The organism is Thermalbibacter longus (assembly GCF_023806485.1).
Taxonomy (GTDB): domain Bacteria; phylum Chloroflexota; class Chloroflexia; order Thermomicrobiales; family Thermomicrobiaceae; genus Thermalbibacter; species Thermalbibacter longus.
On record NZ_JAMSLR010000003.1, the window covers coordinates 91298 to 115236 of the forward strand.

At 67.7% G+C, this 23939-nt stretch carries 24 protein-coding genes; 11 read left to right on the top strand and 13 right to left on the bottom strand.

From position 1 onward, the window contains the following. Positions 1–74 precede the first annotated feature (74 nt). Positions 75–710: a hypothetical protein gene (locus NET02_RS05380; protein WP_284056355.1), complete on the top strand. Its 636-nt coding sequence runs from the start codon at positions 75–77 to the stop codon at positions 708–710. Positions 711–872: 162 nt separating this feature from the next. Here NET02_RS05380 and NET02_RS05385 read toward each other — a convergent pair whose 3' ends face one another. The 10 genes from NET02_RS05385 to NET02_RS05430 form a co-directional block, all read right to left on the bottom strand. Beyond that, the gene (locus tag NET02_RS05385) at positions 873–1109 is read right to left on the bottom strand and encodes a hypothetical protein (protein WP_284056356.1); all 237 of its coding nucleotides are present in this window, start codon (positions 1107–1109) and stop codon (positions 873–875) included. Between the two features lie 23 nt (positions 1110–1132). After that, positions 1133–1765, bottom strand: coding sequence for a DUF1989 domain-containing protein (locus NET02_RS05390; RefSeq protein ID WP_284056357.1), 633 nt, complete (start codon positions 1763–1765; stop codon positions 1133–1135). 96 nt (positions 1766–1861) lie between these two features. Beyond that, a complete protein-coding gene (gene speB / locus NET02_RS05395) occupies positions 1862–2812 on the bottom strand; it encodes an agmatinase (protein WP_284056358.1) in 951 nt (316 codons plus the stop codon). 27 nt (positions 2813–2839) lie between these two features. Beyond that, positions 2840–4171, bottom strand: a complete 1332-nt coding sequence (gene fabF, locus NET02_RS05400; protein WP_284056359.1) for a beta-ketoacyl-ACP synthase II — start codon at positions 4169–4171, stop codon at positions 2840–2842. Positions 4172–4431: 260 nt separating this feature from the next. Then, on the bottom strand, positions 4432–4764 hold the full coding sequence (locus NET02_RS05405; RefSeq protein ID WP_284056360.1) for a hypothetical protein: 333 nt from the start codon (positions 4762–4764) through the stop codon (positions 4432–4434). Further along, entirely contained in the window at positions 4740–5189 is a 450-nt protein-coding gene (locus NET02_RS05410; RefSeq protein ID WP_284056361.1) for a hypothetical protein, read from the bottom strand. Before NET02_RS05410 ends, NET02_RS05405 begins: the two co-directional genes overlap by 25 nt. Positions 5190–5450: 261 nt before the next feature. Next, positions 5451–5723, bottom strand: coding sequence for a hypothetical protein (locus NET02_RS05415; RefSeq protein ID WP_284056362.1), 273 nt, complete (start codon positions 5721–5723; stop codon positions 5451–5453). Next, positions 5714–6172, bottom strand: a complete 459-nt coding sequence (locus NET02_RS05420; protein WP_284056363.1) for a hypothetical protein — start codon at positions 6170–6172, stop codon at positions 5714–5716. The genes NET02_RS05415 and NET02_RS05420 overlap by 10 nt, the downstream gene beginning before the upstream one ends. A gap of 310 nt (positions 6173–6482) precedes the next feature. Further along, positions 6483–7574, bottom strand: coding sequence for an iron-sulfur cluster carrier protein ApbC (gene apbC / locus NET02_RS05425; RefSeq protein WP_284056364.1), 1092 nt, complete (start codon positions 7572–7574; stop codon positions 6483–6485). Between the two features lie 139 nt (positions 7575–7713). Then, a complete protein-coding gene (locus NET02_RS05430) occupies positions 7714–9069 on the bottom strand; it encodes a hypothetical protein (RefSeq protein ID WP_284056365.1) in 1356 nt (451 codons plus the stop codon). A gap of 210 nt (positions 9070–9279) precedes the next feature. Between NET02_RS05430 and NET02_RS05435 the strand changes: the two genes are divergently transcribed. The 5 genes from NET02_RS05435 (at position 9280) to NET02_RS05455 (ending at position 15156) form a co-directional block, all read left to right on the top strand. Beyond that, complete coding sequence (locus NET02_RS05435; RefSeq protein WP_284056366.1) at positions 9280–10710, top strand: bifunctional folylpolyglutamate synthase/dihydrofolate synthase; 1431 nt, start codon at positions 9280–9282, stop codon at positions 10708–10710. 171 nt (positions 10711–10881) lie between these two features. Then, positions 10882–11982 carry an ABC transporter ATP-binding protein gene (locus tag NET02_RS05440; RefSeq protein ID WP_284056367.1) on the top strand — a complete coding sequence of 367 codons (1101 nt, stop codon included), beginning with the start codon at positions 10882–10884 and terminating at the stop codon, positions 11980–11982. 67 nt (positions 11983–12049) lie between these two features. Continuing rightward, on the top strand, positions 12050–12967 hold the full coding sequence (locus NET02_RS05445) for an ABC transporter permease (protein ID WP_284056368.1): 918 nt from the start codon (positions 12050–12052) through the stop codon (positions 12965–12967). After that, positions 12964–13827, top strand: a complete 864-nt coding sequence (locus NET02_RS05450; protein WP_284056369.1) for an ABC transporter permease — start codon at positions 12964–12966, stop codon at positions 13825–13827. The genes NET02_RS05445 and NET02_RS05450 overlap by 4 nt, the downstream gene beginning before the upstream one ends. Positions 13828–13920: 93 nt before the next feature. After that, positions 13921–15156: a polyamine ABC transporter substrate-binding protein gene (locus NET02_RS05455; protein ID WP_284056370.1), complete on the top strand. Its 1236-nt coding sequence runs from the start codon at positions 13921–13923 to the stop codon at positions 15154–15156. 212 nt (positions 15157–15368) lie between these two features. Here the strand turns inward: NET02_RS05455 and NET02_RS05460 are convergent, their stop codons facing one another. The 3 genes from NET02_RS05460 to NET02_RS05470 all read right to left on the bottom strand — a co-directional run bounded on the left by NET02_RS05460 (position 15369) and on the right by NET02_RS05470 (position 18879). Beyond that, on the bottom strand, positions 15369–16988 hold the full coding sequence (locus tag NET02_RS05460) for an N-acyl-D-amino-acid deacylase family protein (RefSeq protein WP_284056371.1): 1620 nt from the start codon (positions 16986–16988) through the stop codon (positions 15369–15371). 188 nt (positions 16989–17176) lie between these two features. Further along, positions 17177–17866, bottom strand: coding sequence for an HAD family hydrolase (locus NET02_RS05465; RefSeq protein ID WP_284056372.1), 690 nt, complete (start codon positions 17864–17866; stop codon positions 17177–17179). Continuing rightward, a complete protein-coding gene (locus NET02_RS05470) occupies positions 17866–18879 on the bottom strand; it encodes an ADP-ribosylglycohydrolase family protein (RefSeq protein ID WP_284056373.1) in 1014 nt (337 codons plus the stop codon). Before NET02_RS05470 ends, NET02_RS05465 begins: the two co-directional genes overlap by 1 nt. A gap of 361 nt (positions 18880–19240) precedes the next feature. On the opposite strand from NET02_RS05470, the gene NET02_RS05475 reads away from it, so the two are divergent. From NET02_RS05475 to NET02_RS05495, 5 genes are read left to right on the top strand one after another with little or no spacing between them, the layout of a single operon-like run. Further along, on the top strand, positions 19241–19585 hold the full coding sequence (locus tag NET02_RS05475) for a hypothetical protein (RefSeq protein ID WP_284056374.1): 345 nt from the start codon (positions 19241–19243) through the stop codon (positions 19583–19585). 42 nt (positions 19586–19627) lie between these two features. After that, positions 19628–20626 (top strand): NAD(P)H-dependent amine dehydrogenase family protein, encoded by a 999-nt coding sequence (locus NET02_RS05480; protein ID WP_284056375.1) that lies wholly within the window; start codon positions 19628–19630, stop codon positions 20624–20626. A 35-nt stretch (positions 20627–20661) separates the two neighbouring features. Further along, positions 20662–21378 (top strand): LabA-like NYN domain-containing protein, encoded by a 717-nt coding sequence (locus tag NET02_RS05485; RefSeq protein ID WP_284056376.1) that lies wholly within the window; start codon positions 20662–20664, stop codon positions 21376–21378. Further along, positions 21362–22495, top strand: coding sequence for a M20 family metallopeptidase (locus tag NET02_RS05490; protein ID WP_284056377.1), 1134 nt, complete (start codon positions 21362–21364; stop codon positions 22493–22495). The genes NET02_RS05485 and NET02_RS05490 overlap by 17 nt, the downstream gene beginning before the upstream one ends. A 47-nt stretch (positions 22496–22542) precedes the next feature. Continuing rightward, on the top strand, positions 22543–23823 hold the full coding sequence (locus NET02_RS05495; RefSeq protein ID WP_284056378.1) for an aspartate aminotransferase family protein: 1281 nt from the start codon (positions 22543–22545) through the stop codon (positions 23821–23823). Positions 23824–23939: the final 116 nt, after the last annotated feature.

A 23939-nucleotide genomic window follows, 5' to 3' on the forward strand; every position in this document is an offset into this window, starting at 1 on the left:
CAGCAGGGTGGGCCAGAGTTTACGACTCACGATGCTGCACCCGCCACTGCGACGTCGTCGATAAGGAGGCCAGCATGGCACGCCGCTTGCTCCTCGCACTGGTCCTCGCGCTCGGCCTGTTCGGTGTGCTCGCCGCCCTGCAGCCGCTCAGGGCCGCTGAAGCTGAGACACATCACTTCTGGTTCAAGAGCCAGTTCGCCGAGGCGTTCTTCTCCAACCTCGATGAGACTGGATGTGTCGTCACCGATGCCTTCGTCGCGGCCGTCGATGGCCGTAGCAAGGAGGCGGGTACGCCAGAGGTCAGCTCACAAGCCTTCCTGTTCATCTCCCGGTTCGACCAGTGCACCGGGACACAGCTCCTCGCTGCTGAAGGCTTCCCTATTCTGACAGAGCGGGAGTTTCAGATCGATCATCGGCTGACCACGGCGACGCTCGAGACCACTATCGAGGTCTTCGACTATGTCTCGGGCACCTCCTTCCCAGTCGACGTCAGCGTGAGCTGGGAAGGCTCCGGCGATCGCGTCCGGATCAGCGATCACTTCCAGGTCAAGGCACCAGGCTTCAAGCTCAATGCCCGCTTCGACGGCACTTTCCGCACGGCTCAGGCCTCCGGGCCCATCTCGGATGGCACCACCGACTTTACCCCGGACCCTGCGGTATTCGCCAATATGAGCTCGGTCAAGCAGGGAGAGCTAGTCGTAACGCACTGAAAGGAGTAACTCCTGACCTCGAGTGGGCAACATGGGCCGGCCGTCAAATCGGGGCACGGGGCCTCTATCCCGTGCCCCTTCTCTCCGGCGTGCCGGCAGAGCTTCGGCGCCGCGCTACAGGTCGCGCGGCGGATCGGTGAGTGCCTGCGGCTGCCACTCTGGCTAAGGGGCCATGCCTTCGTCCACCCAGCGACGGAAGAGCTCGATCTGCTCCGGCGGCCAGGGGCCGTCGCAGGGCATCTCGCCCTCTTCGAGCTCCTCGAGGATCTCGCTGGCGTGCGCCGCCACGTCCTCGTAGCTGTGGAGGTCGAACAAGAAGCGCATGCTCTCGCGGTCCTTGTCGCGGAAGAGCGGCTGGATATCGCGCGCGAAGCTCGGAGAGCCGGAGACGGTCGCCATCGTTGTCCCTCCTTCCCAGGAGGTCAGTCGTAGACGCGGATCAGGATATCGGTCGGGTTGAAGGCGTTGCAGGCATTCTGATCCTGAGGGCAGGCCGAGACCGCGACGATCAGATCCATCATCGCTTTGAGCAGCACGTAGTCGTTCCGCTCCGACAGCGGCTCGCGGATCTCGAACTCGCCGCGTGCCTTCAGCCCCACGTTCATGAACCAGTTCACCGGGTCGGGGATGTAGTCGTACTCCACTCCGTACTCTTTGAGCACGTTGTAGAAGTTGTCCCGGCAGTTGGGATGGCCCTCGATGCCGTAGTCGTCCAGGTAGCGCCGCGGGTCGCAGCTCGGGAAGAGAATGTCGTGCCGCCCCACGGTGTCCTCGATCAGCACCAGCATCGGGTTGCGCCGGTTACTGTAGAGCGTCATGCCCTGAACCAGCATCAACGAGTTGTTGATCGCCCGGGTGTGCGAAGTCGAGAGGAACTCCTTGATATCGTGCCGGTTGAAGGCGACCATATCGGCCACCTGCTTGCCTTGGACATCGGTGATCTGGAGAAGCTGTCCCTCTTTGACCGGGAAAGCGAGTGGGGCCGTCGGGCGGATCTGCGCTGCCCGGCGGGGAATGCGCCCGAAGAGAATATGCTCGGTGCCGGTGATGGTCATGAGTCCCTCCCTCGTCCTACGCCACTGCTCCGGCTGCCCCGATCCGGCACGGTGCCTGGCTGTCCCGACACTCCAGATCCGGTCGTCCCAGTGCGGTCACGCTGGGCGACGGTTGAGCGCGATGACGCTCAGCGCCTCGAAGATAACGTTGGCTGCGATCAGCGCCGTAATCCCGGCCGGGTCGTGAGCCGGCAAGACCTCCACCAGGTCCATGGCCACCAGGTTCACGCCGGCCAGGCCGCGGACGAATTCCTGGGCCTCGCGGCTGGTGAACCCGCCGATCTCCGGCGTGCCGGTACCGGGCGCGAAGCTGGGGTCGACGAAGTCGATATCGAAGCTGAGAAAGACGGGCCCATCGCCGAGCCGGCGGCGGACGGCCTCGATCACCGCCGGGATCCCCGCGCGGCGCACGTCGTCGGTCGGCCAGACCTCGAAGCCGAGCGCGCGGGACTGGTCGTAGTCCTCCGGCCCGTAGAGCGAGCCGCGCATGCCGACCTGGATGGCTCGGGCGGTATCGATCAGCCCCTCCTCGACCGCGCGCCGGAACGGCGTGCCGTGCGTGTACTTGCGCCCGAAGTACTCGTCCCAGGTATCGGTGTGCGAGTCGAACTGGACGAAGCCGACCGGGCCGTACTTCTTCGCCACCGCGCGCAGCTCGGCCAGCGAGATCGAGTGGTCGCCGCCGATGCAGATCGGGATCACCCCGGCCTCCAGCACCGGCGATAACCCCTCCTCGATGCGGGCGTAGCTGTCCTCGATGTAGCCCGGTACCACGGGGAGATCGCCGTAGTCGACGACCGAGAGGACGTCGTACACGTTCACGTCGAGCGCCGGGTTGTAGGCCCGCAGCATGGCCGACATCTCGCGAACTGCCGCCGGGCCGAAGCGGGCACCGATCCGGTATGTCACCCCGGTATCGAACGGCACGCCGATGACCGCGACGTCGACCTCGTCCAGGTCGCGGACGTGCGGCAGGCGAGCGAAGGTGCGGATCCCGCTGAAGCGCGGGCTGACCAGGCCACTGGCCGGTGCATAGCGGCGAGGCATCGACTCCCTCCTCTGGCGCGCGGCCGTCTAGGGCACCCAGGCGCCGAAGACCAGGCAGGTGTTCTGCCCCCCTAAGCCGAACGAGTTCTTGAGCGCGATCCGTACCGTCGCGCGGCGAGCGCAGTTGGGCACGTAGTCCAGGTCGCACTCCGGGTCGGGCGTCTCGTAGTTGATCGTGGGGTGGATGATCCCGTCCCGAATGGTCAGCACCGTGGCGATCGACTCGACAGCACCGGTCGCGCCCATCAGGTGCCCGAGCATCGACTTCGTGGAGCTAACGGGCACACGGTAGGCGTGCTCGCCGAAAACCTGCTTGATCGCCAGCGTCTCGGCCTTGTCGCCGAGCGGCGTGCTGGCCGCATGCGCGTTGATGTAGTCCACCTGCTCCGGTCGAACGCCGGCGTCGGCTAAGGCGGCGCGGATCGCGCGCGCGGCGCCGCTTCCCTCGGGATCGGGAGCGATCGGGTGATAGCCGTCGTTGCTGGACGAATAGCCGAGCAACTCAGCGTAAATGGTGGCACCGCGCGCCAGGGCGTGCTCCGCGGCCTCCAGAACCATGATCCCGGCCCCCTCGCTGACGACGAAGCCGTGGCGCTCGGCGTCGAAGGGGCGGCTTGCTCGCTGCGGCCGGTCGTTCCAGGTGGAGGCCGCGCGCTGCACGGCGAAGCTGGCGATGAAGAGCGGGAAGACACAGTACTCGGTGCCGCCGGCCAGCGCGACATCGGCCTGGCCGCTGCGGATCAGCTCGGCGGCCTCGCCGAGCGCCTGGGCCCCAGTGGCGCAGGCAGTGGACACGGTCAGGCTCGGGCCGAGGAAGCGGAAAGCCTGGGCGATGTGATAGGCCGGCATGTTGTGCGGGAAGGTCGTCATAAAGTGCGGCGAGACCCGCATCAGACCCCGTCGCTGCGCCAGCTCGTGCGTCTCTAGGATCGTCGCCATCCCGCCAGCCCCGGTGCCGATCACCACGGCTGCCCGCGCCGGATCCACGGTCTCTGGGTCCAGCCTCGCGTCAATCAATGCCATGCCTGCGCAGGCGACGGCGTACTGGCTGAACGGTGCCATCTGGCGGGCGGTCTTGGCGTCGACCCATTCACCGAGGACGAAGTCTCGCACCTCGCCGGCGATCTGAACCGGCAGCTCGCTCGCGTCGAAGCGCTCGATCCGGCGAATGCCGGACTCCCCAGCGATGAGCCCGCGCCAGGTCTCTTCGGCGCTCAGGCCCAGTGGCGTGACTGCCCCGACTCCCGTGATGACGACCCGACGGCGCGCCGCGCGCCCGTGCTCGCCGAGCGCCTGCCCGCACTGCGGGCAGTAGCGTGCTCCCTCCGGAACCGGCGTTTGGCAGGCACCGCAGTTCAACCGCTCACTCCTTCTCGGCTGTGACCTGGCCTTTCGAGCCAGCGGCTCGCGCTGCCGATCGTACCAGAATCGTCTCGCCGCTCCCAGAGGACGGCGCGTCCGTCGTCATGCCTCTCGCGGATCACCGGGAGGATCATGGGAGGAGCATCGCGGCCAGCCACGGGGGACGGCAGCGATGAGGGAAGGCGGAGCCGCACATGCGCGGGCGAACGCGCGCTCGACCCGCGCGCTGGAGTGTCCTTGTGCGTTCGTTGGGCTCGTTACGCCGGGCTAGCGGCGCGCGCGACCTGCTGCCGTAGCCGGCGCTGCTCGCGCCGCAGCAGCTCGTCGAGCGGCAGCGGCTCCTGGCCAGGGAGCTGCCACAGGAGGTCGAGCTTGGGGAGATCATCCCAGCGGTCGAACTCGAGGATCGCGAGTTCCACGCCGACGATCCGGCCGGTCTCCTGCTCGTGCTCATCGAGCTCGAGCAGGAGGTTATCGGTGACGTCACCGAACGGCTCTGGCACGAATGCCCGGCCGGCGAGATCGTCATTCCACAGCACGAATCGATCGATCTCGGGCGTCCACTCTATGGTCGCTCTGATTGTCTCCATATGATCTCGCCTCCACGCCGAGTATAGCGCCGCATGCGTTTCGCATCAATGAGGTGCAGCGACCACAACCGATTTCCTGGTTCGAGAATGATGCTAGCGAGCAGTGCCTTCGTGCCCTTTGTCCATCTGCTGAATGCCTGGCGGCGTCCACTGTGGGAACGGCGAATTTCGAAGACGTGTGCGATAGCACGCTCGATCCGCTCGGGATGACGCCAGATGCGGCTATCGACGATGACGTGGTAGAGGTCGTCGAGCGTGATGCGCACTAGTTCGCCGTTCGGCATGGTGACCCCGTGCCGCAGCCGTTCCTGCCAGAGCCGCTCGACCTGCTCGACCGCTGCCCGTGGCATCTGGCCCTCAGCCACCAGGCGCTCGATCCGCTCTCGGGGAGGCTCCGCGCTGCCACGGCCCGGCTCCGGCTCCACCGTCGTATTCCCCTAACCCTGTCTACCCTTCCTCATTGGTCGACTTGGCTGGGAGTATAGGAGTTCCCGGCCGGGCTTGGGAATGGATACCGCAGTCTCAGCCGCGACAGGCGGGGCACAGGGCAACAGCCATCCGTCGCAGCGAGTGTCCATGGCGAGCGGTGCGGTGGCGTTCGGGAGCGTTGTCCCCAGGCAAGCCGGCCGCGACGAGCCGCATGGGGAGCGCCAGCCCACCGCGCGTTGAACGTGTATACGGGGGTGCTAGGCCGTGCTCGCGATCTGCCTCGCCTGCTGGCGTAGCTCGCGCTGCAAGCGCCGCAGCAGCTCGTCGAGCGGCAACGGCTCCTGGCCGGGGAGCTGCCACAGGAGGTCGAGCTTGGGAAGTGAGTCCCAGCGGTCGAACTCGAGGAAGCCAATGACTTCGATGCCGGTAACCGGACCGGTTGGCTCTTCGTTCCGATCGAGCGCGCGGTAGAGGATCAGGTCTTCGTCGTGCACCACCGCGCCGGAGGGAAGCGCAGGCTCTACGAACACGCGGACGATGTCTGCCCCTGGTCCGTCCCAGACGACGGTCGCTCTGACCGTGACCACAGCACTGGTTCCTTCGCGTACTTGCGGAGATCGCGCTCGTCGATGACGTGCATCGTCCGCGCCCGGCTCTCAGCGTCCAGGATAGCAAACCCGAAGAGGTGGCGCTCACCCTCTTGCCAGGCGCTGAGCGCTCGCCGACGGTTTTGCCTGGCCTGTCGTATCTTGAAGATGCTGAGCAGTATCAGCTCGATCCGCTCTGGCTTCCGAAAAATTCGATCATCGACCAGCAGGTGGTAGAGGTCGTCGAGGGTGATCCGGACCATTTCGCCGGTTGGCAGCAGGATGCCCGCCTGCAAACGCTGCCGCCAGAACAGCAGCGCTCGCTCGAGATCGGCCCGGGCCTTCCGTCCTTCAGCCACCAGGCGCTCGATCCGCTCTCGCGGCGTCTCCATTCTGCCCTGGCTCGGCTCTAGGCCCACTGCCGATCCCGTCGCCTCTCATCGACCCCGTTGACGCAGTCGGCAGTCTACCCTGTCTCCGGCCACAGCCGGAGTAGCGGGGTGACGGTCACCGGCAGGACGGGAGCATTGCGGGTGGGAGTTGCCGGCTGGCCAGGCGGGTCGCGCAGCCGGCACAGCCAGACGTCGCGTAGCCTTGCGGTGTGCAGCGGTAATCGCGCCTGCTGACGCGTTCGCGCCAGGCAGAGTGCGGGGCGGGTCGGGCGACCCGCCCCGTCGTGGTCGCTCGTGCTCGCCGGCGTGCCTACGCCCCCGGCTTGAGCATGATCGTCGGCTTGCGCGGCTTGCGTACGGCCTCGACCGAGAGCCGGCCGGCTGCCCGGCGCGCTGCCTCGCGGAACGCCTCCGCGGTCGGCGACTCCGGCGCGCTGACCACGATCGGCGCACCAGCGTCACCACCCTCGCGCACCGCGGGGTCGATCGGAATCTGGCCCAGCAACGGTACGTCGTAGCGCTCGGCTGTGCGCTGGCCCCCGCCGAAGCCGAAGATCTCCGAGCGGCCACCGCAGTGCGGGCAGATGAAATAGCTCATGTTCTCGACGATCCCGAGGACGGGCGTCTTGACCTCGCGGAACATCTGCAGTCCCTTCACTGCGTCGGCCAGCGCCACGTCCTGCGGCGTCGTCACGATGATGGCACCGGAGAGCGGAATGCGCTGTACCAGCGTGAGCTGGACGTCTCCGGTACCCGGCGGCAGGTCGATGACCAAGTAGTCCAACTCTCCCCAGTCCACGTCGTTCAGGAACTGCGTGATGAGCTGCGAGACCAGCGGGCCGCGCCAGATCAGCGCCCGCTCGGGGTCGAGGATGAACCCGACCGACATGATGCGCACACCGTAGGACTCGAGCGGCATGATCTTGTCGTTCTGGAGGTACGGCCGCCCGCGGTTGCCCATCATCGTCGGGATGCTGGGGCCGTAGACGTCCGCGTCGAGCAGCCCGACGGCCGCCCCGTCCTGCGCCAGCGCCACCGCCAGGTTGACTGCGACCGTCGACTTGCCTACGCCGCCCTTGCCGCTCGCGACGGCGATCGTGTTCTTGACGCCAGGAAGCGGCGTGCGGCTGGTCATCCCGGTGCCGGCAGCCCGTACCCGGGAGCTAAAGGCGACTTTCACCTGATGGACGCCCGGCAGGGCCTTCACCGCTTGCTCGACATCGGTCTGGATCCTGGCCCGCAGCGGGCAGGCCGGCGTCGTCAACTCGACCTGGACGTGGACCGTTCCGTCTTCGATCTGCACGTCCTTGATCATGCCAAGATCGACCAGGCTGCGGCCGATCTCCGGATCCTTCACCGGGCGCAGAGCGTCGATGACCTGCTCGCGATGTATCCCAGTCATACTCGCCCCTTCTTCTCTTACCGGCCCGCAAGAGGCGCGCGCTCGGCTTTCTCAACCTGCCGCTATCATAACATCGCCAGTCGCCGGGCGCACTCCCTCGGGTGGATCTCCCCGGGGCCAGCCGGTGACTGCGCTCTCCTCACCGGTGTGCCGATCGCGGCGACCTCCCGGCCAAGGCCGTTCGGATTGGCCCCGACATGCCCACTACCCTGGTGTTCAGGGCGAAGAGCAGCAGCGCTGCCATCGCCGCAGGCCCGGCGATGGCCCCGAGCCACCCGGCCAGCGGGGCAGCCGGGGCGAGCGACCAGGCCAGCCGGCCAGCGACGGCAACGTTACCGAGCCCCAGCAGCGCCCAGCTCGCGCGGGGCCAGCGCAGCCGCTGGCCGCTGAACCCAGGCAGGAGGTGCGACCCGACGGCCAGGATCAGCAGCGTGACGTAGCCGGCACCTAGCAGGTGCCATTCGAGGTCGAGCGAGCGCGGGACGAGGCTGGCGCGAGGCAACGCCAGCCGGCCCAGCAGCGCGAGCGCCGCGAGCGCCAGCCAGCCATGCGCCGAGGTGGCCAGGAGGCTCAGCGGGTCGAGCCAGGCGCTCCTCTGGTCTCGCGGTAACGGGCGGCGTGGGGCGAAGACTTGCAGCGCAGCGATACCAGCCAGCAGGCCGCAGCCGAGGAGCGCCTCTCCGCCGGCACGGAGCGGGCCCGTGCTGACCAGCACGCCAGGTGCGCGGAGGACAGTGCCGAGGGCGAGCGCGCCGAGGGCGCTGGCGAGGAGGATGGGTCGCGGCGCCTGCGTGCGGAAGAAGAGCGGGAACGTACGGCTGCCCATAGCGAAGGCGATCGGAAGCAGGAAACCGTAGAAGCCCAGCGCCGCCAGCGCGGTGCTGGCCGGCGCCGGCACGATCCCGGGGCGCTCGGTGCTAGCCGCAGCGTGCCAGGTGCCGAGCAGGTTGATTGCCAGTGCCGCTTCGTACGCCGCAAGGCCGGTCACCAGGGCCGTCGTGAACGTGCGGAGTGGCCGCTTGTGGGTGACGCCGGGCCGGCGCAGGGTAGCGGCGAGTGCCCAGACCAGCAGGCTGCCGCCGACGAGCTCCAGCGTCCCGGAGATGACTAGAGCGGTCGCGGCAGCCTGGATGGTGATCCCGCCGGCCAGCAGTGGCTGGCTGAGGATGCGAAGCCCCAGCCCAGCGCCCAACAGCGACAGCCCGAGCCAGCAGAGCCTCGCATCGGGCGGGCTCACCCCGCGCAGCCGGGGGACGAAGTGCTGGGCCACACCGAGCGTCATCAGCCCGGCGAAGCCATAGATCTGCACGTGCCCGTGGGCCTGGGCCAGCGCTGCTGTCCAGAGTGACGGGCCGCCCGCTAGACGGACGAGTACGGCGAGCGTGCCCGAGGCGAAGCCAGCCAGGATCGCCAGCGCGAGCCCGGCCACGGCGAACGCGCGCCAGATCCGAAGGGCAGGCTTGCTGGCTATCTCTGTGCTCGATGCTCCGGCCATCCGCCGGCTCCGTCCCTCAGCGCTGCGCCCGCCGGGCACGCAGAGCGACCGGCTGGTGCTTGCTGGGATACCATAGCGCGAACGAAGCCCGGGCGGGAGAGCCCCTCCGGCGCACCCGGAGTGTCGCAGTATCCCTACCTGGACGACCGGTCACTGCTAGAATCACCCTGTCTCGCCGCGGGACGGCTGACGTAAGGGGCGAAGAGAGCCATGACCGAGTCCGTCGAGCAGGCGCTCGCGCAGTATCGCTGGGCCGCGGAGTACCTTCTCGGCCTTATCCAGGGCCCACCCTCGCCACCACCGGGAGCAACGACGGAGGAGATTCGCGCGCGGGCCAAAGCTCGCCTCGAGCGGCTGGCCGGATTCCTGGACTTCATCGGCCGGCCGCAGGATGCCTATCCCTCCGTTCACGTCACCGGCACTTCAGGAAAGGGCTCGACGGCGACGCTCATCGCCAGCATCCTGACCCAGGCCGGCTACCGCACCGGGCTGCACCTCTCGCCCTACCTTCAGGTGGAGACCGAGAAGCTTCAGATCGATGGCCGGCTCCTGCCGGCGGATCGCTTCGCCCGCTATGTCGCCGAGCTGGATGGGCTGGTCGGCTCCTGGACCGCGCGTGGCGGCCAGCGCCTCACGTACGGTGAATTCTGGGTGGCGCTCACGTTCCTGGCCTTCGCTCGCGACCGCGTTGACGTGGCCGTCGTCGAGGTGGGAGCGGGCGGTCGATTCGATCTCACCAACGTGCTCCAACCGGAAGTGGCCGTGATCACCTCGGTCGGGCTCGACCATGTGCGCACGCTGGGGCCGACGCTGCTCGACATCGCGTGGCACAAGGCTGGGATTATCAAGGATGGCCGGCCGGCGGTGACGACCGTGACCGATCCCGGCCCGCTCGCCGTGATCCGCCAGGAGGCCGAGCTCCAGGCCGCGCCGCTCGACGTCCTGTATCCCGGCCAGGACTACGCCGAGCTCGAGTGTGACGAGCAGGGTAGCCGCATGCTCGATCTGCGCCGTGGCCGGGTCTATCGGATCGGCCTGCCCGGGCACTTTCAGGTCGCGAACGCCGCCGTCGCCATCGCCGCGGTGGAGAAGCTCGGTCATCTCCCGCGCGGCGAGGTGAGCGCGGAGACCATCGCCGCTGGGCTGGAGCAGGCCCGCATACCGGGGAGAGTCGAGGTGGTGCAGGTGACGCCGCAGGTGGTGCTGGATGGCGCGCACAATCCCGACAAGGTCGGGGCGTTGCTCGAGAGCCTGCGATGCCTGGGGCATCCACGGCGGAGGATCGTCGTCTATGGGGTGCTGGAGGGGCACGACGCGACGGCGATGGCGCAGCAGCTCAGCGCGGCAGCCGACCAGGTGGTGGTGACGGCACCGGTTGCTGTGCAGCGCGAGCACGCGCCGCTGGAGCTGCTGGTCGAGACCTTCCAGGCCCAGGGTTGCCCGGCAGTCGCCATCCCCGAGCCCCTGGAAGCGGTCGACTGGGCGCTAGAGCAGGCCGAGCCGGACGACCAGGTTCTGGTGACGGGCTCGCTCTATCTGGTGGGTCAGGCCCGCGAGCGCTGGTACCCTGCGAGCGAGATCGTGCTCCAGTGCTCCTGCTGGCCGCTGATCACCACACGCCAGGGTGAGCGCGCGTCGTAGCTCCTGGGCTCTTGTGGCGGGGAACCCGGTCACTGGCGAGCGGACAGAGTAAAATAGCGCAGGTTCCAGTGCGCCTGCCGATCGCGACAGCGGTCAGCGTACTGAGCCATCGGCACTTCTGAGCGTCGCCAGCGATGACCCCGGGTCGGGGATGCGTGGGGAGGAGGCAGCTTGAGCCGCACTGCCGACGTCGAGCTGCGCAACGTCAGCAAGGTGTTCGATAACTCCGTCGTCGCGGTCGATAACGTCTCGCTCGAGATCGAGCAGGGAGAGTTCTTCTCGCTGCTGGGGCCATCCGGGTGTGGCAAGACGACGACGCTGCGGATGATCGCTGGCTTCGAGATGCCGACCTCCGGCGAGATCTCGATCGAAGGCCGGCCGATGGGGGAGACCCCGCCCTTCCGGCGCAACGTCAATACGGTCTTCCAGAACTACGCGCTCTTCCCGCACATGACCGTCGCCGAGAACGTCGCGTTCGGCCTGCGGATGAAGCGGATCCCGCGAGACGAGATCGCCCGGCGGGTACGGGAGGCGCTCCAGCTCGTCCGCCTGGGCGGCTTCGAAGACCGCTACCCGCGCCAGCTCTCCGGTGGCCAGCAGCAGCGCGTCGCTCTCGCCCGGGCCCTGATCAACCGGCCTCGGGTGCTGCTCCTCGATGAGCCCTTGGGCGCGCTCGATCTCAAGCTGCGCAAGGAGATGCAGCTCGAGCTCAAGCACCTCCAGATGACGGTCGGTATCACCTTCATCTACGTCACCCACGACCAGGAAGAGGCGCTGACCATGTCCGATCGGATCGCGGTCATGAACGCCGGCCGCGTGCTCCAGGTAGGGACGCCGCTCGAGATCTACGAGCGGCCGAGCAGCCGGTTCGTGGCCGACTTCATCGGCGAGTCGAACTTCCTGGACGGGCGGGTGGTCGATCTGAACGGGCAGCGGGCGACGGTGGTGGTCGACGACCGCGTGCCGGTACCGGCACGCGCGCAGGACGGTCTCGCCATCGGCGAGCAGGTGACCGTCGCTATCCGGCCAGAGAAGATCCGGCTGCGCTCGCTGGGGACGGAAGGGGCCGATGGGTGTGTCCGTGGGCGCGTCGAAGAGATCGTCTACATCGGGACCGACACCTACTATCTGGTGCGGCTGACCGACCGCTGTACCGTGCGCGTGCGGGTGCAGAACAGCCAGAACCGGCTCGATAGCAGCGAGACGATCGGTCATGGGGAGGAAGTCCTTTTGAGCTGGCTACCCGAGACCGCGATGGTGTTGAAGACATGAGCGCCAGCAAAAGATCGACCCGGGATCGTCTCGTCGATCTGAGCGAGCGGGCGAGGAGGAGCTGAGCGTGGCGCTGGCTGAGCGAGTCGAGACACCATCACCGCCGCCGGCGAACCTGGCGACTCGACTAGTCGACTGGGTGCGCCGGCGTTCCGGAGTCAAGCTCTCGCTGGTGCTGGGGCCGGGAGCGTTCTGGCTGCTGGTCTTCTTTCTCATCCCCCTGGGCGTGGTGCTGGCCTACAGCTTCGCCAGCCGCGGCGCCTACGGCCAGGTGATCTGGCGCCTCACGCTCGAGAACTACACCCGGTTCTTCGACTGGCTCTATATCCGCGTCTTCCTCGTCTCGGTCTGGATTGCGCTGCTCACGACCGTCATCTGCCTCGTCATCGGCTACCCGTTCGCCTTCGTGATGGCCCGGGTGCCGCGCCGCTGGCGCAACGCGCTGCTGGTTCTGGTGATGGTGCCCTTCTGGACGAACTTCCTGGTTCGTACCTATGCCATCATGTTGCTGCTGCGCAACGAGGGGTTGATCAACAGCGCGCTACGGTGGCTCGGCATCATCGAGCAGCCGGTCACCATGCTCTTCACCACCTTCGCCGTGGTACTGGGGCTGGTCTACGGCTATTTGCCATTCATGATCCTGCCGTTGTATGCCTCCATCGAGAAGTTCGACTTTACCTTAGTGGAGGCGGCGCAGGACTTGGGGGCCAACACCTGGCAGGTCTTTACCCGGGTGATGCTGCCGCTGACCATGCCGGGCGTGGTGGCGGGTTCTATCCTCGTCTTCATCCCATCGGTCGGCGCGTTCGTCACGCCGGATCTCCTGGGTGGCGGCAAGGTGGTCATGATCGGCAACCTGATCCAGCAGCAGTTCCTGACGGTTCGGCACTGGCCGTTCGGCTCGGCAGTGTCCTTCGTGTTGATGGCCATCGTGCTGATCTCGACGATGGCCTACTTCCGGGTCGGCGGGGAGCGGCGAGTATGAGCACCACGGCGACGACAGCCCCGCGGACTGCGCCGCTCGCGCCCCGGCGACGCCGGCGGTTGAAGCCGGGCTGGCTGGTGCTGAACACCAACGTGGTGCTCACCTTCCTCTTCCTGTATGCGCCGATCCTGATCCTGGTCATCTTCAGCTTCAACGCCTCTCGCCAGCAGGCTGTCTGGGTCGGCTTCACGATCGAGTGGTACGAGCAGATGATGCGCGACGAGCGAGTCATCGCCGCGGCCAAGAACAGCCTGATCATCGCGCTCGTCTCGACGGCCGTCTCGACCGTCATCGGCACGCTGACCGCCCTGGCGCTCGATCGCTTCCGCTTCCGGGCCAAGACCGCCTTCGAGGGCGCGATGTACCTGCCGATCATCGTGCCCGAGATCGTGATGGCGATCTCGCTCCTGGTCTTCTTCAACACCACGTTCACCCTGCTCGACCGCTGGCTCGGCCTCACGCTCAAGTTCGGGCTGGGAACGATCACGATCGCGCACATCGCCTTCTCCTTCCCCTTCGTCGCGGTAGTCGTTCGCGCCCGGCTGGCCGACTTCGACCGCACGCTCGAGCAGGCTGCCCAGGATCTCGGCGCCAACGAGTGGCAGACGTTCCGCTATGTGACGCTACCGCTGCTGATGCCCGGTATCCTGGCCGGCGCGCTGCTGGCCTTCACGCTCTCGATCGACGACTTCGTGATTACCTTCTTCAATGCGGGGATCGGGGCGACGACGCTGCCGCTCGAGATCTACGGCCGCATCCGGCGCGGGATCACCCCCGAAGTCAACGCGCTCTCGGCGGTGCTGCTGCTCGCCTCCATCGCGCTCGTGCTCGGGTCGGTGCTCCTGCAACGCCGGCGATAGAGTGGAGGTGACGACTGGAGAACCAGGCCGGGGAACTGCGAGCCGGACGATCGATACACCGAGAGGTAATGCTCGATCCGTGAGGAGGACGCCGTGAGACAGGACCTTCGCGTTCAGCGGCTGATCAGGACGTGGCAGCAGGGCCGGCTCTCTCGCCGCGAGCTCATCCGCCGGCTCGCCCTGATGGGGCTCAGCCTGCCGGCGATCGCCGCGCTGCTCGCCGCCTGCGGTGGTGAGGCAGAGACGCCGACGACCGCGCCAGGCGGGACGACGCCCGCCACTGGCGAAACACCGGCCGCCGGCGAGACGCCGGCCGCGGGTGGCATCCCCGACTATATCGACCGCAGCAAGCTCGAGGGCGAGCTCAACTTCTATAACTGGTCGGAGTACCACGATCCCGAGGTGATCGCCGAGTTCGAGCAGACCTACGGCGTCAAGGTCACTCAGGATACCTACGCCAGCAACGAGGACCTGCTCGCTAAGTTGCAGGGTGGCGCCACCGGCTACGACGTGATCGTGCCCTCGGACTACATGGTGAGCATCATGATCAACCTCGGCATGCTGGAACCGCTCGACTACAACGTGATCAAGACCATCGAGCACATCGATCCCAACAACCTGAAGGCGTACTACGACCCGGAGAACACGTACAGCATCCCCTACATGTGGGGCACCTCCGGCTATAGCTACGATACCGCGATCCTGGGCGAGGATCTGGAGAGCTGGAAGGAGGTCTTCGAGCCGGGCGCGGAGGCGCAGGGCAAGATCGTCATGCTCGACGACCAGCGCGAGGTGATCGGCGCAGCCCTGATGTATCTCGGCTACTCGATCAACGAGACCAGCGACGAGGCACTGGCTAAGGTCAAGGAGCTGCTCTTGGCTCAGAAGCCGCACGTCCTGGCCTACAGCAGCCAGAACAACGACGACCTGCTCGTGGCCGGCGAGGCCGTGATCTCGCACATCTGGACCGGTGACGCGCTGCTGGCCGAGCAGGAGCGCGAGGGCCTGCGCTACGTGATCCCGAAGGAAGGTTGCACGGTCTGGCAGGACAACCTCTGCGTGCCGGCGAGCGCGCCGCACAAGTACACGGCGATGGCGTTTATCGACTTCATGAACCGGCCCGACATCGCTGCCCGCAACGCCAACTTCATCTGGTACGGCTGCCCGAACAAGACGGCGCGCGAGCAGGGGCTCATCGACGAGGCGATGCTCAACCATCCCGGCGTCTATCCGCCGGACGAGGTGTGGCAGCGGCTCCAGTGGATCGAGGACGTCGGCGAGGATACGCTGAAGTTCGACCGGCTCTGGACTGAGATCAAGACGGCGTAGCGCCTGGGATCGTCGCGCTCTCATGTCCGGGCGAGCGCCACGTGCCCTTTGCCCGGATCCCGATCCGAGTCGTTCGCGACGTGGACAGGGATGGGGGCGTGGCGGGTCTCCTCCTGACCGAGCTCTCCCGCTTCTGCCCCTCGCCGCGCCCCAATGACCGAACGGCGAGACCCGGCACTGGGTGGAGAGTGGCATGCCTCCGCGCGAGCGCGCTACTCCGGGCAGCCGCTCGCGCCCCAGCGCAGCACCCGGCCAGGCCGGGCGCCAGTGTGGTGTCCCTCGGCTACCACCGGCACGCCGTTGACGATGACCCACTCGATCCCGGCCGGATACCGGTGTGGCTCGGCCCAGGTCGCCGTCTCGGCCACGCTGTCCGGGTCGAAGACGACGACATCGGCCTTGAACCCGGCCACGATCCGGCCGCGATCTTTGAGTCCCAGCCGGTGGGCCGGGAGCCCAGTCATCTTGCGGATGGCCTCGGGCAAGCTCAGCACGCGCTCCTCGCGCACGTAGTGGCCCAGCACGCGCGGGTAGGTGCCGTAGGAGCGCGGGTGCGGCTTGCCGCGCGCCAGGGGCCCGTCGGCTGCGAGCGAGGAGCCATCCGAGCCGACCATCACCAGCGGGTGGCGCATGATCTCGCGCACATCGTCCTCGCTCATCGCAAAGCGGATGATCGCGACGTCACCGTTGGCCTCCTCGAGGAGCCGCAGCACCGCTTCCTCCGGCTCGACGCCCTGCTCCTCGGCGATCGCCGCGATCGACCTCCCCTCCCAGCTCGGGTTGGGAGCGAAGGAGGCGACGACGATATCCTCGAAGGTGCAGCCACGCATCAGCGGGTTCGGCCAGTCGGGTGCGCCCTCGGTGATCTGGCGCCGGATCAGCGCTCGCTGCTCGGCATCGGCGAGCCGCCCGAGCATCGCCCCGGTGCCGCCGCTGAGCGCCCAGGGTGGCAGCACCGCGGTCAGCGTGGTGCTGCTGGCGACATAGGGGTACTGGTCGGCCATCACGTCCACGCCGTCGGCGCGGGCGCGCTCGATCAGCGAGAGCAGTTCCGGCCCGCGACCCCAGTTGTTGCGCCCGGTCGCCTTGAGGTGGGAAACCTGCACCGGCACCCCGGCTCGCCGGCCGACCTCGATCGCCTCAGCGACCGCCTGGGCCACGGTGTCGCCCTCGCCGCGGACGTGGCTGGTATACAGCCGCCCGTACTCGCGCAGTACTTGCGCCAGGGCCACGATCTCGTCGGTGTCGGCGTACATGCTCGGCGCGTAGATGAGCCCGGTCGAGAGCCCGAGCGCCCCCTGCTCCAGCTCCCGCCGCAGCAGCTCCTGCAACGCCCGCAGCTCGCCCCCACTCGGCGGCCGCTGTTCCGACCCCATCACCGCCGCGCGCAGCGTGCCATGCCCGACTAAAAACGCGACGTTCAGCGCGACCCCGCGTTCCTCCAGCTTCGCCATCACGTCGCCGGTCGACTGCCAGCGCCAGCGCTGCAGCTCGTCGTCGGGCGGCGCCAGCCTGCGCAGTCTCTGCCCTACCGCGGCCGTCCACGGCCCCGGCGAGGTGCCGCAGTTGCCCACGACCTCCAGCGTGACGCCCTGCATTACCTTGCTCATGGCGCGGCCATCGACGAGCAGCGGCAGCTCGGAGTGGGTGTGGATGTCGATGAACCCCGGCGCGACGACCCTGCCGCGCGCCTGGATCACCCGGCGGGCCGGGGCTTCGCCGAGCTGCCCGATAGCCGCGATCCGATCCCGCTCGATCGCCACATCGGCCTGGAATCCGGCACGGCCGCTGCCGTCGAGCACCTCACCACCCCGGATCAGCAGGTCGTACACGCGTGTTCCCTCCCCTCTCCTGATCGGCTCACTCGCGCCCTGTACTCAGCTCTCCTTCGTCCCCGCTCCTGGCTTCCGCGGTCGTCTCCCCGTGATTCTGCAACCCGCCCGAGTCGCGAAACCTTCCCGATGGGACGTCTCGAAAGCAGAGGCGAATCGCAACTCGCCTCTGCAGCGACCGCGATCGATCATTCGGGCCTGATGTCCCCCATCCAGCCCTGTGCCTCCAGCCAGGGCAACACCTCGCACAGCGAGGGGAGGATCGCGTCTGCTTCCTCCAGCCCGGGTAGTGACCGCGTGTGCTCGTTGGGGATGGCAAGGCAGCGCAGACCGGCCGCTCGGGCTGCCCGTACGCCGAGCGGAGCGTCTTCGAGCGCCAGGCAGGCTTCCGGCGGCAAGCCCAACCGGTCTACCGCTAGCCGGTAGCAGTCCGGCGCCGGCTTGCCTCGTTCGACATCCTCGGCCGTGACCACGACGGAGAACGCGCTGGCCAGCCCGATCTCGACGAGCGCCCGCTCAACGTAGTGCCGGTGGCCGGAGGTGGCCAGCCCGAGCGGCACCCCGCGCTCGGCCAGCTCCGTGACCAGTTCCCGCGCGCCCGGCATCGCTCGTAGCTGACCGGCGAGCGAGTCGAGAAAGATCGCGTCGCGCTCCGCAAGCACCTGCTCCAGCGTGAGCGACAGGCCCAACCGCTCGATCACCAGCCGGGCCGAGTCGCGCAGCCGCAGCCCGAACAGCTCGTTCAGTAGCCCCTCGTCGAGCCGCTTGCCGTGGCCGGCCAGGAACGCCTGCCACGCGGCGATCTGAAGCGGCTCGCTATCGACCAGCAGGCCATCGAGGTCGAAGACGACTCCCCGAACCGCGATCGCTGGCTCCATCAGCGCCTCCGCAGCCGGAGGTAGAGCCCGGCCCGGCGCTGGGCCGTCTGGAAGAGCCCCGGCGCGGCGACCAGCAGGTACATCCGTCCCTCCAGGCCATCGACCAGTTCGGCCGGGATCGCCTGGGCACCCAGGTAGGCGCCCGCCAGCGCGCCGGTCATCGCGGCGATCGAGTCGGTATCCCCGCCGGCGTTGACCGCGGTGAGCACCGCGGCGGCGAAGTCGTCCGGGTGTGCTGCGAAGCAGTAGAAGGCGGCGGCCACGGCTTCGGCGACGTACGACGACGTGCCGATCTCTCGGAGGTTGGCGAGGTCGCGTTCCGGCTGGCCGCCGTGCGCGGCCAGCGAGGCGGCCAGCCGCAGGCGACGGGCGACCGCGTCCTCGTCGATGAAGTGCAGCACGTCCTCGATCAGCATCTCCGGCGGGACTTCGGCCGCCACCAGCAGGCGCACCGCGTAGGCCACGGCCAGCGCCCCGTTGATCGCGGCTGGGTCGCTGTGCGTGATCAGGCAGGCGCGCAGGACGTCGCGGGTGAAGACCTCCGGGTTGAAGCGGCCGAGCGCGTGCACTAGCCCGATAGGGGCGACCCGTGAGGCCGCCGAGCAGTTCGGCCGCTCCTCGCCGCCGATCCCCTGCTGGAAGTCGTCGGACTCGGCGGCCCGCTCGAGGGCGCGGCGGCTGGTCGGATCGAGGAAGTGCCCGCTGTCGCTCTGGAGGACGCGCAGGAAGCGATAGCCGGCCGCCTCGGGATCGACGAAGCCGTGGGCACCGATCAGGCTCTCGACGAGGCAGAGCGCTAGCTCGGTGTCGTCAGTGAACTCCCCGGCCGGCGTCTCCACCTGGCCATCGGGGCCGAGACGCGGCAGGTAGCGATCGATCCAGCCGTACTGCTCGCGGATGCGCTCCGGCGCCCAGCCTTCGACCGGCATACCGAGCGCGTCCCCGATCGCCAGGCCGAGCAGGCAGCCCAGGAAGCGTGCTTGGAGCTCGTGCTCGTCGCGGAAGCGTTCCAACGCTCGATCCTCCCGTGACGCCGCCCCGCGTATCGCTCGGAGGCTCGCCTCGCCGTGCGCCGGCGCGACAGCGAACGTCATCTCAGGCGAAACGCCGGTCGACATCTGCCTGCCACGGAAACCTGCGCCGGCTCGGCGACAGCGTCAGAGAAGTAAAGCACGGCGGATATCCGGCGGCAACGGCGGGTTGCGACCGACAGAAGGGGTGACGCGCTCTACCTGACCATTAGGAGCAGGACTTTCGACTGCACAAGTACTACAATTGACTGTAATGCTCAGCCAGTACCCTTGCACCCGACGTTCGGGTGCTGGATACTCCACGGGCGTATGACGCTCCTCTGGAGCGGCGAAAGGATGAGCGATGTATTTGATCGAGGCGTTGCAGCGAGTGCGCCAGCGACTGATCGAGAACCACGCTCGCCCGGAGACGATCCGGCTGGTGGATAGCGTGATGCAGACAGCCGAGCGGCAGGGCGGTGAGCAGGCGCAGGTGCGCTCCCAGCTCGAGCTCGTCCGTCGCCTGATGCGTACTCCGGCCGCGAATGCCAACATCGGCATCTACGACGATCTGGCAGTCCTGGAGGAGCAGCTCACCCAGGCTGCCACCCAGGCTGCTGCCGCGCGGGCGGCTGAGGAGAGTCGCCCGCTACCCAAGCCGAAGAAGTACTACCGCCAGCTCAAGGAGAAGGACCAGCGCAAGTCCTGAGACCAGTCGGCCGCGTGCAGGTGAAGCAGGGTGGGAGGGTAGATGACGGTCTATCGCGTTGTCCAGTTCGGCCTGGGCCCGATCGGGCAGGAGATCGCGCGTCTCGCAGCGCGGCGGGAATCGTACGAGCTGGTCGGCGCTGTGGATATCGACCCCGGGAAGGTGGGACGCGACATTGGGGAGGTCATCGGGCTTGACCGCGCGCTCGGCGTGACAGTGCGCAGCGATGCTGAGCGGGTGCTCGCTGAGACGAAGCCCGATTGCGTGCTCCACTGCACTGGCTCGTACCTGCACCAGGTCTGGCCCCAGCTCGAGTTGATCATCCGAAGCGGCTGCAACGTCGTATCGACCTGCGAGGAGTTGTCCTTCCCGGCTGCCCAGCACCCCGATCTCGCGCAGGAGCTCGACCGGCTGGCCCGAGAGCACGCGGTCACGGTGCTCGGCACGGGAGTGAACCCGGGCTACGTGATGGATGCCTTGCCGCTGTTCTTCAGCGGCATCGCTCAGTCAGTCACTGCAGTCCGGGTGCAGCGCGTGCAGAATGCGTCGACCCGGCGTCGCCCGCTCCAGGCCAAGATCGGCTCGGGCAAGACCGTCGAGGAATTCCGCGAGCTCGTAGCGGCCGGCACGGTGCGGCATGTCGGTCTGCAGGAGTCGGTCTACCTGATCGCTGCTGGGCTCGGCTGGGAGCTGGACGACTACCGCGAGTCGACGGAGCCGGTCATCGCCGAGCGACGGATTACGACCCAATACTTTACGGTGGAGCCAGGCTATGTCTGCGGCGTCGAGCAGCTCGGCCGGGGCTACGTCGGTGGCGAGGAGAAGATCACGCTTCACCTGCGCATGTATCTGGACGCCGATCCGGCCTACGATAAGATCCTGCTCGAGGGGCCGACGCCATTGGAGCTGGTCATCCCGGGCGGTCTCCAGGGAGATCGGGCGACGACCGCCATCGCGCTCAACGCGGTGCCGCGCGTGGTGGAGCATGCGCCGGGACTGGTGACGATGAAAGATCTGCCGATCGTGACCGCCCGCGCCTGAGCTTACGCAGAGGTCACTCAGGGGAGGCGAAGGGGGTGAGCGTGGGTGCCCAGTGGTGGCACACAACAGAAGAGCCAGATGACCATATCTGGAGGAAGTCAGGGTTACAGATGATTCAGCCTGAAAAGCTCGATCGCGTCGCCGTCTTCTTCGACATGTCCAACCTCTACTTCACTGCGCGCGACCTAGGCGTGCGGATCGACTACACCAAGCTGCTCGAATTCCTGGTAGCCGGACGTCGTCTCTACTGCGCGTACGCGTATGTGGCGCTCTCTGGAGACGACAGCACCGCGGTGCCGTTCCTGACCTGGCTGCGGCGTAACGGGTTTCGGGTCGTGACCAAATCGCTCAAGCGTCTGCCCGATGGCTCGCTCAAGGGCGATCTGGATCTCGAGCTGGCGGTCGATCTCTTGACGCAGGCGCCGCACTTCGACGTGGCCGTGCTGGTCAGCGGGGACGGCGACTTCACGTACCTGGTCGAGAGCGCTCAACGTCTGGGCCTGCGCGTCGAGGTCGCCTCGACACCGCGCAACACGTCGGTCGAGTTGATGGAGGCTGCCGACCGCTACATCGACCTCGAGGCGAACCTCCGTCACTTCAGCCAGCCGCGGCCGGCCGGCTATTCGGAGTGGTCGCGCAACACTGGCACCGGCCGGCTCGACCCCGAGGCCTGGCGATACCGGCCGGCGACGCAGCGCTTCGATTTGCCCGCGGAGGAAGAAGAGGAAGAGCCGCATGAGCCTGATCGGTGAGATGGCGCGCCGGCGCGAGGCGCTGCTCGAGATCCTGCGAGAGATCGTTACCCTCGAGTCGCCCAGCACCGACAAAGCGGCCGTTGACCGGCTGGCTCGCCTCCTGCAGGAACGCTGCCGCGAGCTCGGCGCCGAGGTGGACGTCTACCCCCAGGCAGAGTACGGCGATCTCACGGTCGCCTCCTGGCCCGCCCGCGGGCGAGATGCCGAGCCACTGCTGGTCATGACCCATATCGATACGGTCTGGCCGCTCGGCACGATCGAGCGTCGGCCGTTCGTGGTCGAAGACGACGTGGCCCGTGGCCCCGGTGTCTTCGATATGAAAGCCAGCGTGGCCATGATGCTGGAAGCGGTACGCTGGCTCGAGGAGCAGGGTCTCGAACACCGAGCGATCCGCTGGCTGATCAATACGGAGGAGGAGGTCGGTAGCCCGGTCTCCCGGCCGTTGATCGAGGAGCTGGCGCGGCAGAGCGGCTACGTGCTCTGCCTGGAGCCGCCGGTTCCCCCGATGGGCGCGCTGAAGACCTCGCGCAAGGGGGTCGGCATCTTCACGGTGCGCATTCGAGGGCGGGCGGCCCATGCCGGGGCTGATCCGGAGAAGGGGATCAGCGCGATCCAGGAGCTCGCCAATCAGATCCACTACCTGCATAGCCTCACCGACTTCAGCCTGGGCACGACGGTCAACGTGGGCGTGGTCGGCGGTGGGACACGCCCCAATGTCGTCGCGGAGGAGGCGTGGGCACGGGTCGACCTGCGTGTATCGACCATGGCGGAGGCCGAGCGAGCCGTCGCGGCGATCCTCGGGAGCCGGCCCTGGCTCCCTGGGGCGGAGGTCACTGTCGAGGGCGGGCTCAACCGGCCGCCGATGGAGCGCACCCCGAGCATCGTCGCCGCCTTCGAGCGCGCTCGCGAGATTGGCCGGCAGATCGGCCTGGAGTTGACTGAGGCCGCGACCGGTGGTGCCAGCGACGGGAACTTCACAGCCGCGCTGGGTGTGCCGACGATCGATGGGCTGGGCTGTCCCGGGGACGGCGGCCACGCTGAGCACGAGCACATTCGGGTCAGCGGGCTGATCGAGCGGACCGCTCTGCTGATCGCGCTCTTGCACGAGCTCTAGCAGCATCCGCGGATGCCAGATCGACAGGGTCAGGAAGGAGAGGTGCGATGGCGGCAACGGAGTTGAACCCCCAGGAGATCATCCCGCGCGTCCTCACTCGCTACTCGCCGGTCGTGGTCGACCGTGCAGAGGGGCTGTACCTCTGGGACATCCACGGCGAGCGGTGGGCGGATTTCACATCCGGGATCGCGGTGGTCAACACCGGGCACTGTCATCCCAAGGTCGTCGCCGCCATCCGCGAGCAGGCCGGCAAGATCATCCACGCCCAGGCTAACATCCTGGCGCACGAGCCGATGATGCGGCTGGCCCAGGCGATCACGGCGACGATGCCGCCGAAGCTGAACCAGGTCTTCTTCAGCAACTCGGGCGCCGAGGCGGTCGAAGGGGCCGTCAAGCTGGCTAAGGCCGCCACCGGCCGCCCGGCGATCATCGCCTTCCGGGGCGCGTTCCACGGGCGCACGCACCTGGCCATGGCGCTCACCAGCTCGCGGGTGAAGGTGCGTGGCCACTACGAGCCGCTGGTGCCCTCGATCTACTACGCCCCCTACCCCTACCCGTTCCGCAACCCCTACGGGGTGCCGCCGGACGAGGTCGACCTCGTCTGCCTGGCCGAGCTGGAGCGCCTCTTCGAGACGATGGTGATGCCGGACGACGTGGCAGCCATCATCGTGGAGCCGATGCTCGGCGAGGGGGGCTACATCCTGCCGCCCAAGCGCTTCCTCCAGAATCTGCGCCGGCTGTGCGACCAGTACGGGATCCTGCTGATCGCCGACGAGATCCAGACTGGGGTGGGCCGCACCGGCCGGATGTGGGCGTTCGAGCACTTCGAGATCGTGCCCGACATCGTCACCGTGGCGAAGGGGATCGCCTCCGGCCTGCCGCTCTCGGCGGTCGTCGCCAACCGCGAGTTGATGGACAAGTGGGCGCCCGGTGCGCACGGCGGCACGTACGGCGGCAACGCCGTCGCCTGCGCCGCGGGCGTGGCGACCTTCGAGGTGATGCGCGAGGAGCGGCTGCCGGAGAACGCCGAGCGGGTCGGCAATTTCCTGATGGCCCAGCTCCGAGAGCTGCAGGACGAGTTCCCGGTGATCGGCGAGGTGCGCGGGTTGGGGCTGATGATCGGGGTCGAGTTCGTCAAGCCCGACCGCTCGCCCAACCCTGACGCGGTCAAGCGGGTGATCCAGCGTGCCCAGGAGTTGCGGACGCTGCTGATCACGGCAGGCGAGCATGACCAGGTCATCCGGGTGATCCCGCCGCTGATCATCAGCCAGCGCCAGGCCGAAGAGTTCCTCGATGTCTTCGCCGAGGCGGTGAAGAGCGCTTCCTGAGCCAGTCGTGACTCTCCGTCCTAGCGAGCATGTAGCGCGGACTAGCTGGGGTTACGGTCATCATCGGGTTGCATCGAGGAGGGGCGAACGATCGTTCGCCCCCTCTAGGACAGGAG

Coding starts and splice junctions, on each gene's coding strand:
- NET02_RS05490 (WP_284056377.1), top strand. CDS start 21,362: ATGAGCCTGATCGGTGAGATGGCGCGCCGGCGCGAGGCGCTGCTCGAG.
- NET02_RS05465 (WP_284056372.1), bottom strand. CDS start 17,866: ATGGAGCCAGCGATCGCGGTTCGGGGAGTCGTCTTCGACCTCGATGGC.
- NET02_RS05475 (WP_284056374.1), top strand. CDS start 19,241: ATGTATTTGATCGAGGCGTTGCAGCGAGTGCGCCAGCGACTGATCGAG.
- NET02_RS05380 (WP_284056355.1), top strand. CDS start 75: ATGGCACGCCGCTTGCTCCTCGCACTGGTCCTCGCGCTCGGCCTGTTC.
- NET02_RS05430 (WP_284056365.1), bottom strand. CDS start 9,069: ATGGCCGGAGCATCGAGCACAGAGATAGCCAGCAAGCCTGCCCTTCGG.
- NET02_RS05405 (WP_284056360.1), bottom strand. CDS start 4,764: ATGGAGACAATCAGAGCGACCATAGAGTGGACGCCCGAGATCGATCGA.
- NET02_RS05390 (WP_284056357.1), bottom strand. CDS start 1,765: ATGACCATCACCGGCACCGAGCATATTCTCTTCGGGCGCATTCCCCGC.
- NET02_RS05495 (WP_284056378.1), top strand. CDS start 22,543: ATGGCGGCAACGGAGTTGAACCCCCAGGAGATCATCCCGCGCGTCCTC.
- NET02_RS05385 (WP_284056356.1), bottom strand. CDS start 1,109: ATGGCGACCGTCTCCGGCTCTCCGAGCTTCGCGCGCGATATCCAGCCG.
- NET02_RS05420 (WP_284056363.1), bottom strand. CDS start 6,172: ATGGAGACGCCGCGAGAGCGGATCGAGCGCCTGGTGGCTGAAGGACGG.
- NET02_RS05450 (WP_284056369.1), top strand. CDS start 12,964: ATGAGCACCACGGCGACGACAGCCCCGCGGACTGCGCCGCTCGCGCCC.
- NET02_RS05435 (WP_284056366.1), top strand. CDS start 9,280: ATGACCGAGTCCGTCGAGCAGGCGCTCGCGCAGTATCGCTGGGCCGCG.
- NET02_RS05480 (WP_284056375.1), top strand. CDS start 19,628: ATGACGGTCTATCGCGTTGTCCAGTTCGGCCTGGGCCCGATCGGGCAG.
- apbC (WP_284056364.1), bottom strand. CDS start 7,574: ATGACTGGGATACATCGCGAGCAGGTCATCGACGCTCTGCGCCCGGTG.
- speB (WP_284056358.1), bottom strand. CDS start 2,812: ATGCCTCGCCGCTATGCACCGGCCAGTGGCCTGGTCAGCCCGCGCTTC.